This window comes from Metabacillus arenae (assembly GCF_014773385.1).
GTDB lineage: Bacteria > Bacillota > Bacilli > Bacillales > Bacillaceae > Metabacillus_D > Metabacillus_D arenae.
In genome coordinates this window covers 187,904-202,727 of the sequence record NZ_JACXAI010000004.1, presented here as the reverse complement: position 1 = coordinate 202,727, position 14,824 = coordinate 187,904, and the positions used below count along the sequence as shown (strand labels likewise).

General features: G+C 35.2%; 13 protein-coding genes. 1 reads left to right on the top strand and 12 read right to left on the bottom strand.

Going from position 1 to position 14,824, the window contains the following annotated elements; genetic code table 11:
• Positions 1–11: 11 nt before the first annotated feature.
• From IC621_RS05320 to IC621_RS05270, 11 genes are all read right to left on the bottom strand, one after another.
• Entirely contained in the window at positions 12–842 is an 831-nt protein-coding gene (locus IC621_RS05320) for a carbohydrate ABC transporter permease (protein WP_191156480.1), read from the bottom strand.
• Between the two features lies 1 nt (position 843).
• Entirely contained in the window at positions 844–1,791 is a 948-nt protein-coding gene (locus IC621_RS05315; protein WP_191156478.1) for a carbohydrate ABC transporter permease, read from the bottom strand.
• Positions 1,792–1,861: 70 nt separating this feature from the next.
• Entirely contained in the window at positions 1,862–3,136 is a 1,275-nt protein-coding gene (locus IC621_RS05310) for an ABC transporter substrate-binding protein (RefSeq protein ID WP_191156477.1), read from the bottom strand.
• An 894-nt stretch (positions 3,137–4,030) separates the two neighbouring features.
• Positions 4,031–4,291, bottom strand: a complete 261-nt coding sequence (locus tag IC621_RS05305; protein WP_191156476.1) for a YwqI/YxiC family protein — start codon at positions 4,289–4,291, stop codon at positions 4,031–4,033.
• Complete coding sequence (locus tag IC621_RS05300; RefSeq protein ID WP_191156475.1) at positions 4,291–4,719, bottom strand: YwqH-like family protein; 429 nt, start codon at positions 4,717–4,719, stop codon at positions 4,291–4,293. The genes IC621_RS05305 and IC621_RS05300 overlap by 1 nt, the downstream gene beginning before the upstream one ends.
• 412 nt (positions 4,720–5,131) lie before the next feature.
• A complete protein-coding gene (locus IC621_RS05295; protein WP_191156474.1) occupies positions 5,132–6,598 on the bottom strand; it encodes a sodium:solute symporter family protein in 1,467 nt (488 codons plus the stop codon).
• 2 nt (positions 6,599–6,600) lie between these two features.
• Positions 6,601–6,801, bottom strand: coding sequence for a DUF3311 domain-containing protein (locus IC621_RS05290; RefSeq protein WP_191156473.1), 201 nt, complete (start codon positions 6,799–6,801; stop codon positions 6,601–6,603).
• Positions 6,802–7,118: 317 nt separating this feature from the next.
• Positions 7,119–8,804 carry a glycoside hydrolase family 13 protein gene (locus IC621_RS05285; RefSeq protein WP_191156472.1) on the bottom strand — a complete coding sequence of 562 codons (1,686 nt, stop codon included), beginning with the start codon at positions 8,802–8,804 and terminating at the stop codon, positions 7,119–7,121.
• A gap of 107 nt (positions 8,805–8,911) precedes the next feature.
• The gene (locus IC621_RS05280) at positions 8,912–9,703 is read right to left on the bottom strand and encodes an endonuclease/exonuclease/phosphatase family protein (RefSeq protein WP_191156470.1); all 792 of its coding nucleotides are present in this window, start codon (positions 9,701–9,703) and stop codon (positions 8,912–8,914) included.
• Between the two features lie 292 nt (positions 9,704–9,995).
• The gene (locus IC621_RS05275) at positions 9,996–10,493 is read right to left on the bottom strand and encodes a PTS sugar transporter subunit IIA (RefSeq protein WP_191156468.1); all 498 of its coding nucleotides are present in this window, start codon (positions 10,491–10,493) and stop codon (positions 9,996–9,998) included.
• A gap of 184 nt (positions 10,494–10,677) precedes the next feature.
• On the bottom strand, positions 10,678–11,436 hold the full coding sequence (locus IC621_RS05270; RefSeq protein WP_191156466.1) for a MurR/RpiR family transcriptional regulator: 759 nt from the start codon (positions 11,434–11,436) through the stop codon (positions 10,678–10,680).
• A 765-nt stretch (positions 11,437–12,201) separates the two neighbouring features.
• Here IC621_RS05270 and IC621_RS05265 point away from each other — a divergent pair.
• Positions 12,202–13,785, top strand: a complete 1,584-nt coding sequence (locus IC621_RS05265; protein ID WP_191156464.1) for a PTS transporter subunit EIIC — start codon at positions 12,202–12,204, stop codon at positions 13,783–13,785.
• Positions 13,786–14,133: 348 nt separating this feature from the next.
• Here IC621_RS05265 and IC621_RS05260 read toward each other — a convergent pair whose 3' ends face one another.
• The gene (locus IC621_RS05260; RefSeq protein ID WP_191156462.1) at positions 14,134–14,793 is read right to left on the bottom strand and encodes a hypothetical protein; all 660 of its coding nucleotides are present in this window, start codon (positions 14,791–14,793) and stop codon (positions 14,134–14,136) included.
• Between the last annotated feature and the right edge of the window lie 31 nt (positions 14,794–14,824).

Here is a 14,824-nt window from a genome sequence, read left to right as displayed (position 1 = left end):
ATTGCACTTGTTTACTTTCCAGAACCCATCGTTATACCCTTCACAAAATATTTTTGCATGAAAAGGGATAAAATTAAGATTGGCAATGAAGAAAGGATAATCCCGGCAAATCCTACATTAAAATTTGTTTCAAATGCACTAAATAAGGTGGCTTGCATAACTGTGAGTGTTTTCATACTGTTGTCTGATAAAAAGAGCAGCGGCAGAAGATAGTCGTTCCAGATTTGAAGCGATAAAATAATCGTAAGTGCCGCGGCAACAGGCTTTAACATAGGCAAAATAATCACCCAAAATGTGCGGATGATGGAGCATCCATCGATAAAAGCCGCTTCTTCAATTTCTTTAGGTATGGTTTTCATAAATCCTGTCATGACAAAAATGGCAAATGGAAGACTCGTCCCAACATACAGAAAAATGACTCCAAAATGGTTGTTAATAAACCCCAAATTGCTGCCAAGCACAAACATTGGTACAAAAATAACTTGATACGGGATTAGGATTCCAGCAATAAAAAACATATACGACCCATTAAAAAATTTGTTTCCTCCTCTTACAATCGAATAGGCCGCCATTCCGCTTAGCAAAATGAGTAGCAAGACCGCACTTGCCGTGATGAAAAAGGTGTTCCCAAAGCTTTGTAAAAAGTTTAAGGCTTCAAATGCTTGCGAGAAATTATCCCATTCAAACTTCTCAGGTAAAGAGAAAGGAGATGAATGAATAAGCTCTTGCGGCGACTTAAATGCATAAAGGAATACCACTAAAAAAGGCAGCAAATAAAATAGGGCAATAATGGTCACAATTACTTGAATAAGAAGCGTTCCTTTGTTGTACCTTTTTTTCATGTTATAATTCGACCTCCCTTTTACGTAAAACCTTCAGCTGAATGTAAGCGAAAACTAGTAATACAAGCATAAACACAACACTCATCGCAGATGCATAACTGGATTGTTGAGACATAAAGGCGCTGTCATAGATGTCCATTATCGTCGATTTAGATGAATCACCTGGGCCTCCTCCTGTCGATGCGACAATTAATTCAAACACCTTTAAACTTCCTGTTGCAATTCCTATCGTGCAAATGGTGATAGATGGTGCTAACATTGGGATAGTAATATGAAAAAACTTTTGCCACCAATTTCCTCCGTCGACCGTACATGCCTCATAAATATCCTTTGGAACAGCCTGAAGACCCGCTAAATAAATGAGCATCCAATACCCAATCCATTGCCAGTTATTCGCTATAACAAGTCCGGTTAAGACAGTGTCAGGGCTTGAAAACAAATTAAAATCGATGTTAAGTCCGAGCAGCTCATTGATTCTTGGTAGGATTGTCCCGTACATTTTCGTCCAAATTTGACCGACTAAAATAGGGCTTAATAAAACGGGCGCAAAAATGATGGTTCGATAGAAATTTTTTGCTTTAATGCTGCTATCGAGCATCACAGCAAACAAAAAAGCCGCCACATTTTGAATGATCGTATTAAAAATCATAAACAGTCCAGTAAATATAAACGAATTAATAAACATGTCGTCTTTAAAAATTTCAATGTAATTCGTAATACCTATCCAATTTTTCGTCAAGCTAATGCCGTCCCAATCCGTAAATGAATTGTAGATTCCCATCAAAAGCGGGATGATCATTGCGACCATAAAAAAAAGCAAAGGAGGAAGCAGCAACAAATAATATTGAATGTTTTTTGAGCTCACCATTTTCTTTTTATGGACAACGAGAATGGATTTACTCGGAATCATTGTACTTGATGCCCGAGCATTCTTCTCTCCTAGATTCATAAAAACACCCCATTACAAAGTAAATTTAGAAGGGGAACAATTTTCGTTCCCCTTATTCGAACAAGTAGAATTATTCCTTTGCAAATTTCACCTTTGTTTTGTAATCATCAGTGGCTTTTAATGCTTCCTCCAATGTCTTGTCTCCTAATAGCCATTCCGCGATATAGCTTCCGCTTTGTTCTTGATATGGCCAAGGAATCTGCACGTTCCCTACGTTCGCATTTGCGGCCCCAAGGCTCTTATATGTGTTAATATCCTCTACATATGGGGCTTCTACTTCGGAAACAACATCTGGTAATAAACTCTCTGTTTGAACAAGGTCAATGTACTTTTTAGCCATTTCTTTATTTGTTGCAAAAATTTCTAAAACCTGTTTCACTTCTTTTGGGTGTTTGGTTGTGGCACTTGCAGAGAATGTGTGGTCCGGTTGCATGATGATTTTTGTATTGCTTTCATCCATTGCTGGAGTTGGGAAGAACCCAATTTCAAGATCAGGATTGTTTTTCAGCACTTGAGCCGTTGACCAAGTACCGATGATCCACATCGCTGTTTCCTCTTTTGCAAACATTTCTGCTGCTCCCGTGAAATCTAAACCAAATGGATCTTTGTTTGAGTAGCTGTAAAGATCTTCAAAATGCTTAAATACAGTTTTGAATTCAGGCGACGTTGCAAAGGAGACATCCCCTTTTTGCAAATCAGATCCCCAGGTTGGATTTTTTGAAAATACTTCAATTGTTGCAAACTGGTTGAAGGAATTCCCAATTTGGTAATCCTTAAAGTGAGAAGTAAACGGCGTAATACCTTTGCTCTGTAATGATTCAGCTACTGCCATTAACTCATCCCATGTTTTTGGGATTTCAATATTGTTCTCAGCAAAAATTCTTTTATTGTAAAATACCCCTTGAAAATTCGATGTATAAGGAACCGCATAATCTTTGCCGTCAATTTGCAGAGCTTTACGGATATCTTCTGGGAATTCATTCATAAACTCTTCTGAGGATAGATCCATTAAGTGTTCAGTGTATTTCGGGTGGTCTCCACCTTTGATCATGATAATGTCAGGTAATTGTTTACCAGCGATTCGTGTTTGCATGACCGAACTAAAATCCGTGTCCCAGTTAATGTATTCAAATTCAAGCTTTACATTTGGCAATTCTTTTTCCACCGTTTCTTTGACCATTTTCTCTGTCTCTTTTGTGTTTGTTCCGTTCCAATCCAGAACCTTTAAGGTAACCTCTCCATTCTCTCCTGTACCTGATGATTTTGAACTGCAAGCAGATAATAGTGATCCAACAATAATTAAAATCAGGAACAAACTAGCACCTCTAAATAGATTTTTCCTCATTGTTTTTCATCCCCCATTTAATATTCAATTTTCTACATTTCTTTAAGAAACATAAGGAATATGATAAGAAAGAATGATAATAAAACACTTTAAAGAAAGTAAATACAGCAGGATGGCAGAAAATACACCTCTTAAGTAATTACACTGTCTCCAATAATAAAAGCGCTTACATTTTCAGAAAAATTCTAACCCGATTTTCCTTTTGTAATCGTAGATTTCTAACTTAGTGTTAGTAAAGTTCTTTTTAAATCTTTTTTTCTTCATTAATCCACTAATCCAAAAACACTAACGCAGTCCTATTTAAGTCTGTCCTCCCTCCAAACCATTCATGTGATGAGATATTTATAGAACACCAAAATCCTTCTTATAAAAGTAAGTATATATTTATTAAACATAGCTGCAAATACACAATCCTAACCTCTTCCAAGAAAGCATGTATAAAATCCTAACTTTCTATTTCCAGGTATTCCTCTGTGATAGGAGATAAACGATTGATTTAATTTCTATGCTTTTGTGTCTAAAGAGTATGAAGACAGCATTCAAAAATTGTCAGCCCCAGAAATTCTATATTAAAAGATACGCGATGAAAATAAGCCGAACGAAAAGCGCAAGGCGCCCGCCTATCGGCGACAAGCATAAGATGAGCCGGCATGAAGGTTGTTCTTTAACCTTCTTGACGGATTGGCTTATGACCTCGAGCCGATGGCGCCTGGAGCTAGACAACGACAACACTCTTTAACACGTTAATACTTTAATTAAATTAAACTTTCTGATCTTATAAAAAAACCTTGATCTGCTTTTTATAGCAAATCAAGGTTTTATATATTGTATTTATATACTTCTAATAAAAAGGGTAATCAAAATCTTTTTTCTGGAAGTTTATTAGCTCCCTAATTAGTTTCTAACCACTGCCTCATCTTGTTCCTTCAAGGATGTTACGTTACTGCGAGTGTCCTCGACATTTTTTTGTACAACCTTCATATACTCTGAGACCATTTTTTGAAGGTTTGCTTCACGAGACAGCCAGCCATCTGTAAAATTAAGCTTATTTTGCCCAAGAGCACCTGGAGCTGGTAGGTTAAGGGTATCAAGGGCTCGTTTTACATCATCCAATTGCTGCATCACTTGGCCATGATTTAGTTTGATCGTTCCCATTAAAATACCCGCCTTTTTAAATCTTCAAGTTTACTGCCTAACTCGTCAAATGCCTCTTCACCTTTATCCAACAGCTGACTGGCTTCATTTGCCAATCCACCAGCAAAATCAAGCATTCCACGCTGCATACTTAATTGTGTGATTTTAAATTCAATGCTCTGTTTGTAATCATCATAATCCTCATTTACAATATCTTTCATTGTTTTGTGAGCTTCATCACGGGCGTCATCAAACGTGTTGGCCCGGTTTCCCTTCCATGCTTCACCTAAATCCGGCTCTAAAATCTTTCGAATCTCATTCAAGCTTGTATTTTGTTCATTGTCAATATCACCTTTTGCACGCTCTAACCTCGAGATTTTCTCATCCAGATCAGCAGATTGACTGGAAATCGACGAATAGATCTGACTGAGAGTATCCGAAAAACCCACCTGTGCCACCTCCGAAAAACCTCTTTATATTTTAAAAACCATCGTTTTCTTAATTGCGAATATAGATGCCTTTTAGTTTCCCATATTTTACAGTATAAGGTGTAAAGTAATATGACTAAATAGGAAGATTTTCTCTTTTTTGAGCAAGCTTTTTTTTAGTTACAAGTAAACCATTAGCAATATGAATGGTATCATCACTGCATTTGATGGTTAGAATTACAGTAATTTCCCATTATAGTGAAAAATACCTAAACCCTACTATCACCTTGCTTCATTATGATTTAAATCCAACTGATATCCTACTCGATTATTTTCAAAGAAGTTTCTAAGGAAAGGCCTTCTTTACATAGTACCTAAATTAAAAGGAACTCCAATACTGCTTAAATGCTTTATACTTTCGAATACTTGAGCCTTATTGTTTTGTAAATAATTGATCAATGATTGGGTTAGATGTATGCTTTGCTTTCTTAACAAATAAAGGATTAAGAATTACAAGTACCAAGACGTTTGCTATTAGGCCCCAGAAACCTTCATAAAGACCGAACGTATTACCAGTTGCATAAACAGCAACGGTTACAATCAGTCCAACAATTAATCCGATTGTTGTAGCTTCTTTTGTTTGGTTTCTCCAGAATAAACTAAAGACAATGGCCGGGAAGATTTGCACCATTCCAGAAACACCCAGCAGCTGCAGGGATACAAGTGCTGTTGGGAAGACCATACCAAAAATTAAAGCTAGTCCAATCACGACAAAAACCATCGAACGAGTGATCATCGTTAATTTTGCAGGTTTTACCTTTGGGTTTATAAAGTCACGGTAAATGTTATTCGCGAAAAGGTTTGAAGCGCCAATTGCCATAATTGAACAAGGAATAAGCGACGCTAATGCAATGGTTGAATATGCCAGACCTTGAGTCACACCACCGAAGGACACTTGAATTAATTGTAATAAGGCAAACCTTGGATCGGTTCCTTCTGGCAGAACATGAAACGCAATAAACCCTAAGAAAATAACAAGAATCAACACAATATTGTAAAGCGGTAAGAAGATTGCATTTTTTCGAAGCGCATCACCACTCTTAGCAGTAAACACACCAGTTGCTGCATGAGCCCACATAAATAACGCCAATCCAGAAACGAATGCAGCTGTAATAAACCATGGAATCCCTTTTGGTCCTGTGGTTGGGATTGTTAATAGCTGCGGAGATTCTGCAACGATTTTATCCATCATTGATCCCCAACCCCCAAAATGGATGATTGGAAGAGACGCAACTAGGAATAACATAATGACCCAAACTAAAATATCTTTAATAATTGCAGTATAAGTTGGTCCTTTAATTCCGCTAAAAAAGGTGTAAAGGGCAACTAATAAAAACGAGAGGATAACAACAACTTTCACGTTGATAAACCCTGTACCAGCTACTTGCAGCGTATCTTGAATTCCAGCTAACTGTAAATCAATATATGGAATAAGCATTACTACACCAACAATGGCAATTAGTAAGGATAAAAATTTACTATCAAATCTTCCTTTTGCATAATCAGCAAGAGTAGTTAATTTATGTTTTTTTGATACTTCCCATAGCTTTGGAAGGTAGAAATAAGAAAGAAAGAATGCGATAATTGGATACGGAATGGCAAAAAAAGCAAGACTTCCACCTGTATAGGCTGTACTAGTTAACCCTAGGAATGTATAGGCTGTATATAAATCAGCACCTACTAAGAGCCAAACCAGCAATGGTCCAAATCGTCGCCCGCCAACAGACCACTCTTCAACAGAGCTTCTGCTCGCCTTATCTCGTCCTGCAATAAAACCAATCAAAACAACAGTTATAATAATAAAACTTGTGATTAACAAAGCTGTTAAATTTCCTTGCATCTTTAAATACTTCCTTCCGATTTACTTAGTCGATAAATTACAAACGTACATATTGGCGTGATAATCATTCCTAAAAACAGCCAAAAATGAAAAAATGGCAATCCGAAAATAATAGGATCGATTCGATTGACAAAAGGGATTGCACCGAGCGTAAGTACAAAAGGAATAACAATTAGGGTGGCAAGTAAGATTTTTCTTCCCATATTTATCCCCCTTTCTTCAAATTAAAATATATTAGAATAGACAGAATTTATTAATAATAACATAATCATTTAGCAAAGCAAAAATAAATTTTTAAAAAGTTTAAAAAAATTTGTAAAAAAATCTTACTATCCGCTTTTAGAGTGTACTTAAAGCATTTGTATAACTTTTTCTAACTATTCTTACCGGGTTTAAGAAGGGATACTCCGGAAAGGCAAAGTCTATTAGTTCAAGAAATGCATGTATGAAAAAATAATTGTTGTAATATCAAAATCGTAACAAATAAAGACCCCGTTTCCACAACGAGGCCTTTCATGATTTATTTTAAAAGATATACTCTTGCTTCATAAGGCTTTAAAAAGATTGATGAGATCTTATCATCTTTTTCTTCTACTTCATAATTGCTGATTAATAAATTTTTCGAGTGATAGTGAATATGAATCGGCATTTGGAACTCTGAAGATTCATTGGAGAAGTTTGTCATAATGAGCAATGTTTCATTGTCTAATACTCGTGTATAGGCGTAAATTTTTTCATGATTTTCTAAAATGAGATCATAATCACCATATACAAAAACTTCATGCTCTTTACGCAGCTTGATAAGATTTTGATAATAATAGAATATAGAGTTTGAATCTTCTAGTGATTTTTTAACATTGATTTCTTTATAATTTGGATTAACTTTCAACCAAGGTATGCCTGTTGTGAATCCAGCATTTTCGGTAGCATCCCATTGCATCGGAGTACGCGAATTATCCCGGCCTTTTGCATAAATGTAGTCCCAAGCCGGCTTTACATTCCCATTACGTTCCTGATGTTCACGATACAGATTCAGGCTTTCAACATCCCGATAGTCCTCAATGGAATCGAACTTCACGTTTGTCATTCCAATTTCTTGCCCTTGATAAATATAGGGAGTTCCTTGCAGCGTCATAAGAAAGGTTGCCAGCATTGTTGCCGATTCCTTATGATACTTTTGATCGTCTCCGAACCGTGAAACAGAACGGGGCTGATCGTGATTTTCCAAGTATGAGGTGTTCCAGCCATTGTTATGCAGCCCTGTTTGCCATTTTGTAATAACTTGCTTCAACTCGCCCAAATTCCATGGCACAACCTCCCATTTTCCTCCTGGGCCGCTATCTAACCCCATATGCTCAAACTGAAAAAGCATATTAAACTTCCCAGTCACCTCGTTCGTATATAAAAATGCTGCCTCATCCGGCAATACTCCATCTGCTTCCCCTACAGTCATAATGTCGTATTTGGAAAACACACTCTCTTTTAATTCTCCGAGAAAATCTTGTATTCCCGGCTGATTCCTGTGACAATCCCAGGCAGGGACACACCTTAATCCTGATGGATTCGGAGCATCAGGTAGTCCGGCTTTCTTCTTAATGAAAGTAATGGCATCGATACGAAACCCGTCAATCCCTTGATCCAGCCACCATGTAACCATTTTGTAGAGCTCTTTTCGGACCGCAGTATTTTCCCAGTTTAGATCTGGCTGTTTTCTGCTAAACAAGTGCAAATAATATTCGCCTGTGACCTCATCGTATTCCCATGCAGAACCTTTAAATATAGACTCCCAGTTGTTAGGCTCCTTCCCATCCTTTCCAGGACGCCAAATGTACCAATCCCGTTTCGGATTATCCTTGGAAGAACGGGATTCTATAAACCATGGATGTTCGTCCGAGGTGTGATTAATGACCAAGTCCATAATCAACTTCATTCCTCGTTGATGGACTTCTTTCAATAGTTGGTTAAAATCTTTCATAGTTCCAAATTCGTCCATAATATCTTGGTAATCGGAAATATCATACCCATTGTCGTCATTTGGGGATTTATAAATAGGACAGATCCAAATAACATCAATTCCAAGCTTCTGAAGATAATCTAACTTAGAAATAACTCCTTGTAAATCTCCAATCCCATCCTCATTACTATCCATAAAACTGCGAGGATATATTTGATAAACCACACTTTCTTTCCACCATTTTTTATTCATAGTTACCTTCCCTTTTCTTCATATATTCATATTTTCTAAAAATTCACTGGCTCCTCTTGACTTGAAGTATTAAGCGAAAGGACAGCGAGAATGTTGAATAATAAATCCTAAATTACGATTTTAACTTCAACACCAAAATGATCAGATACTACTGATTTATTGCTGTTATTAAAGATTACCTCTGAGTATTCAACCTGAATAGGCTGGTTCACCAAAATTAAATCAATGCGTAAGTCTTGCTTGTTTTTATCCCAGCCTGCAATTTTTCCTTTGACAGTAATTCCTTCATCTTTTTCCTGAGCAAGATGGTACGTGTCATAAAGGCCTTGGTTCAACATGTACTCATAGCCTTCTCCTTTTAGAAAAGCACTATTGTTAAAGTCTCCTAATAGAAAGAACAACTCGTCCTTTTTTACATGTTGAAGAAGGGTATCTGCTTGATGCTTAAAAGGTTCCTCTTCATCCTTCCACCACCCCATATGACATGAGTAGAAGGAGATTAGCCTGTTATTATAGTTCATTTTGGCACCAACAATTTTTCGTGTTTTCCAATTATTCGTATCCGTACCCTTGGTAATGAAGAATGAATTATCCTCTACTATTGGATGCTTTGTTAAAATAGCTAAACCCTCTTCATATATATTGAATCCTATATGGGAGAGATCCCAAACAAACGAATAATTAGTAACTCCAATTTTTTTTAACTCTTGTAACAATACGAAGCCAAAATTATCTTTTTTTATGTTGTTGAACACACATTCTTCCTCAATCAATTGACTTACCTCTTGCAATGCAATAACATCATATGATTTTTCTTTAATGATCTCTGCCAAGTATCTGATTTTCTCTAATTGGTTCTCCTCTTGCCAAGAATGACAGTTTAATGTTAACAATTTCATTTGTACGATGCCCCCAAGTGACTTTGAATATTGAGTTGATATGTGTAATTCTTGTAAGATTTTTCACGTCTTATCATTTATCCCCGATAAACCTTTCACATTTTCCTTTTCAAGAATAAGGTTTATTATTCTAAAGCTCTGCTTGCGTTTGGTTATAAAATTAACTAAAGATTGCGTTGTTTTATTAAATTATGAAATATTCATAATTTTCAAATAATTAAAATTATAATTCTCTAAGAGGCTTTTCTCCTATCCTAAAAAGAAAAAACCTATTTAACTTTTTAATCATTACTTACTTCATACTACATTCCAAAATTAACTCTTTTCTTGACACTTCTAAATTTGAAAAATGTTCCATACTCTCTACTTTTTCCAACATATTCGTAATAATAATTGGAGTGATAATCTCTTTATTTTTCCTTTCCAAAAATTCTATGTCAAAGTTTAATAAAGCATCGCCTACTTTTACAGATTGTCCTTCTTGGACTATTGCATCAAAGCCTTCTCCTTCAAGTTCAACAGTATCCAAACCTACATGAATTAGAATCTCTAAACCTTTCATAGATTTAATCCCTATTGCATGATTAGTAGGGAAGACCTGTATGATTTCACCATCAATTGGGGAAACAACTTTTCCTTCCTTTGGTATGATTGCTAAACCGTCTCCCATCATTTTTTGTGCAAAAACAGGATCTGGAACTTCTGTTAGTGCGATAATCTCTCCAGTTAAGGGTGAATATATTTCTTCTATTTGAGGTTTTACCTTTTTTAGAAATAATTTTTGTAACATGACTAGCATCTCCTATTCTGGGTAATGGATATCCTTAATCTTGACCATTAGAAAACAATCGTTTAATTGTTATTCCAATAGGAAAAGTGAAATATTCCATGAAATCATTCATATCTATTAAGTCGAAAAAGAAACCTTACATGCTTTTTCGTATAGGTTCATGTTGGAACTCTCTTTGCAATTCTTAAATTTTTATCTTATTTTGATAATCAACATAGTTCCTGAATAACGTCTCGCCAATAATAAAGAAAGAAGAGAATGTATGAATTGGAAATCCATCATGAATCTGAGTTTCTGAACTACTAGCATATAAATTATAAGGAGTCATCGTTGCTAACCTATTACTTTTTAAATTAGTTATCGAAACAAATGGAATTCCCTTTGTTGTTAATGACTGCACAGCAGGAAATATTACCGGTGTATCACCTGAAAAGGAAATAATAATGATGAGATCCTTAACTGTTAAACTTTGGAGGGTTATTTCGAATTCTTTTGGTGCTCTTATCACATATAGATGCCGTTGCATGACAAGAAACATTCTTTGTAACTCATCCGCACAGTTCAACTGTAAACTGCCTGTTCCATAAACAAATATTCGTTCGGATCGATCTATTAACTCACATATATCTTGAAAGTCTTTTGTTTTGGTATATTTTATCGTTTCCTGTATATCCTCGTTTAAACGGCCAATACTGTTAACTTCTCTTTCCACCTTTTCGTGATCTTGCCATTTCAAAAATACACGAAACTCACTGTACCCGCTAAAACCTAGTTTTTGGGCTAAGCGCAGAATGGATGATCTGGAAACATTGCACTTATCTGCTAAATCGTTAATTCCCAGCTGATAACATGAGCTTTTATTGTTAAGGATGTATTTCAAAATATGAAAGTCATTTTCATGCAGCTGATTGTAATGTTCATTAATTAACTCTTCGATCTTCATTTTTTCATCTCCTCATATTTCTTTTAGTTTAGTATATACACCAAACCATTATCAATGTATGAGAGCAGAGGACATGAAACATCGGAGAATATTCTGTAGCAAAAATAACAGTATTTTGATCTCAATTATATAGGCAGACTATAACCAATACATCATTCAGATTGCATAATTTCTAATACTTTCACCATTTTGAAAATTTCAATTTGGAAACTTGAAGCCTCTTCATCTTCCCTCCTCCATCTTTTTATATCACATAGAAAAAATGACAACAATAATGTGCAAGCATTATGGTAGCACTCACACTCTTTGTTCTTTTTCACATCCCCTAAGAAATTTCCCACCACTTAAGATGGAGTGTTTTATTTTTCAATTGTAAATCGATAGTGTTATACCGAACTATATTTTTTGTGCCTTTACTTAAGATGAATATTAAGGCACTAATACCTAGAATAATTTGTATTCTTTCCACTTAAGTGTTGTATTTATAAAATGATATGGAGCTTTCCATCCATTAGGTCTGCCTCTCCTTTTTAAAGTGTCTAATCATTATATTAATCTACTAATAAATAAGAATGTGAAAATTCTCATCATATGAGAAAAAGAACAGAAAAAGTGATTGCGTCCATAATTCCTGTCCTTTATTGTTGGTATTTTTTTTATATGTTATAAATTTTGTGTAAGCGTTTAACCTCGGATAAGAATAAAACGCAAATTTAATCAATTGTTTACTAAAGTAAAAAGTTAGATTATAGGGGAGGCTCTAAATTGAAAGATAAACTATTAAACAGCATGCAGATTTTTGCGAGAGCAGTAGTTATTCCAGTATTTTACTTACCTATTGTAGGGATAATTTTAGCTCTTTCTGCAATCCTTACTAACCCGATTATTGTGGGAAAGGAAGGCTTTCTAATTAATTTAGGTAATTTCATTGGCAGTGGTCTTTGGCCTATTTTAATGAACTTAGGAATTGTTTTCTGTGTAGGAATTGCTATGGGAATGGCAAAAGAAAAGAAAGGCGATGCTGCACTTGTAGCCTTATTTTCTTATTTGACTTTTTTAGGAGCTAATCAATATTGGCTTGAGCTAACAGGAAAACTAGTAGAATATCAAGATGTTTCCGATTTATCCGGCACTGGACAAACCATGATATTAGGGTTTCAAGTAGTAGATATGGGAGTTTTCCTAGGATTAATTCTTGGAGTAGTAGTAGCACTTGTTCATAACAAATTTTATAATAAAGAGTTTTCAGGAGCATTTGGGGCATATGGAAATACGAAGCTGGTATTCATCGTACTCATTCCAATATTACTGCTATTAGCAATAGTTTTAAGCTATTTTTGGCCAACTGTTGCCATGGGTATTACGCTATTGGCAGGTTTTATCGATAAATCAGGCGCTATTGGTGTCTTTTTATATGGATTTTTGAATAGATTCTTAATTCCAACTGGATTGCACCATTTAGTCAATACACCATTCCTCTATTCTGATTTGGGAGGAAGAATAATTGTAAATGGAAAAGAATATTTGGGAGCAGTAAATGTATTCTTAGCTCAGCTATCTGATCCATCTATCAAGCAATTCGATTCATCAGCAAAATATTTACAATATGGGATGGTTAAAATATTTGGTCTGGTTGGGGCAGCTTTAGCTTTCTATAAAACAGCCAAACCAGAAAACAAGGCTAAATTAAAAGCACTTTTAATACCTGCGGTAGCAACATCCGCTTTGGCTGGTATTACAGAACCTTTAGAATTTACATTCTTATTTGTAGCACCCTTATTATGGCTAATTCACTCTTTAATGGATGGTTTATTTGAAGCGATTATCGTTTTATTAGGAGTTAGAACTCATGGAATGGGCGGACTTATAGAATTTTTATCTTATAATCTGCCAGCTGGAATTTCAAGAACTAGATGGCCGATATACATTGGGGTAGGACTAATTCAATTGGCAACCTATTATGTTGTTTTTAAATTTTTAATTAAAAAATTAAATCTTAAAACTCCTGGCAGAGAAGAAAGTGAAGTAAAGTTATTCACGAAAAAAGATTATAAGGAAAAGATTTCAAAACAATCAGGAGAAGCAGTATCAGCAGGCGGCAAAGATGAAGTAGCAGCTGAAATTGTACAAGGACTTGGCGGAAAAGAAAATATTGAATCTGTTGAAAATTGCTTTTCACGTTTAAGAGTAAAAGTTAGAAATGCTAGTATAGTTGATGAAGCAACTCTAAAAGGCACAGGTGCAGCAGGTGTAGTAAAGAACGGCGTTAATATTCAAGTAGTTTATGGACCTAAAGTTAATGGAATTCGGAATTCTGTTGATAACTATTTAAATGAAAAAATTTCGTAAAAGAGGTAACCAAGAGACGGTCTATGTATTGTAATTTTTCCCCTTTAATTAGTATAGCTTTTAATTAAATTTGAGCAAAATTACCTCGCAACCCCATATTTACGATAAGTAATAAGAATCCATTTTGAAAAAAGTGTGTTCAAAATGGATTCTTTATTAAAAAGAGTTTGATGATTTCTCAATTATCTGCCATCTACGAAATACCAATTTTTTTGGTCTCATATTATTCAGCTATTTTGACTGTTAGCAAAAAGGCGTCTCCACTCATAGTAGAAACGCCATCCTCACACACCCCTGAATAAATTTACTTATGATGAGCAACAAAACAATATGTGTATATAGGCTACCTCATAATTTCCTAATTTCCCCTCCCGACTTAATGATGATATTGAAGGATGTTGAACCGCCCTGTTCAACATGGTTTTCCCTATTTGAAACATCTATATTCGCCTCGATTTTCACCGTTTTTCTCTCGTTTCCTTTTAACTTCACCACATACGGTGCATTATTGTTCATTAGCGAAACCATTCGTACATCATCTTCGAAATAGTATTTTTCATAAAATTCAATAGTGAATTGAACATCGTGTCTACTGTAATTCTCAAAAGATAGCTCGCATTCCCCATTTAATGTTGTTGCATCAATCATATCGAAACGACAATTACTCATATCACGCTCATAAGAAACAGCGTAAATACCTGTGGCAATTGTTTTTTGAAAAGAACTGGCAATCATTGATGGTGCAAAAATGGCAATTATAATGGTAAGAAAGACAACACGCCCATGATATTTTTTTACCGATTTGGTAAGGAAATATAAACTTGTTATCAATAAAGCTAATGAAGCAATTCCTATATACTGTAATCCATTGACAGATTGAATAGGTATATTCAATATCGATGCAACTGTCTCACCATAAGGACTTTCGTGTGGAAAGGGGAAATTTAAGACAAGAGATGCAATGAAAAGAATGAGAGCAAGATATAGCATCTTTTTACTTTTTATCAAATGAAACACATCCAATTTATTCGTTTATAAA

Bases quoted from the DNA above. Each gene is read 5' to 3' on its own strand.
- IC621_RS05285 (WP_191156472.1), bottom strand. From the start codon at position 8,804: ATGAATAAAAAATGGTGGAAAGAAAGTGTGGTTTATCAAATATATCCT.
- IC621_RS05280 (WP_191156470.1), bottom strand. From the start codon at position 9,703: ATGAAATTGTTAACATTAAACTGTCATTCTTGGCAAGAGGAGAACCAA.
- IC621_RS05290 (WP_191156473.1), bottom strand. From the start codon at position 6,801: ATGGGAAGAAAAATCTTACTTGCCACCCTAATTGTTATTCCTTTTGTA.
- IC621_RS05315 (WP_191156478.1), bottom strand. From the start codon at position 1,791: ATGAATCTAGGAGAGAAGAATGCTCGGGCATCAAGTACAATGATTCCG.
- IC621_RS05310 (WP_191156477.1), bottom strand. From the start codon at position 3,136: ATGAGGAAAAATCTATTTAGAGGTGCTAGTTTGTTCCTGATTTTAATT.
- IC621_RS05320 (WP_191156480.1), bottom strand. From the start codon at position 842: ATGAAAAAAAGGTACAACAAAGGAACGCTTCTTATTCAAGTAATTGTG.
- IC621_RS05305 (WP_191156476.1), bottom strand. From the start codon at position 4,291: ATGGGAACGATCAAACTAAATCATGGCCAAGTGATGCAGCAATTGGAT.
- IC621_RS05295 (WP_191156474.1), bottom strand. From the start codon at position 6,598: ATGCAAGGAAATTTAACAGCTTTGTTAATCACAAGTTTTATTATTATA.
- IC621_RS05270 (WP_191156466.1), bottom strand. From the start codon at position 11,436: ATGAAGATCGAAGAGTTAATTAATGAACATTACAATCAGCTGCATGAA.
- IC621_RS05275 (WP_191156468.1), bottom strand. From the start codon at position 10,493: ATGTTACAAAAATTATTTCTAAAAAAGGTAAAACCTCAAATAGAAGAA.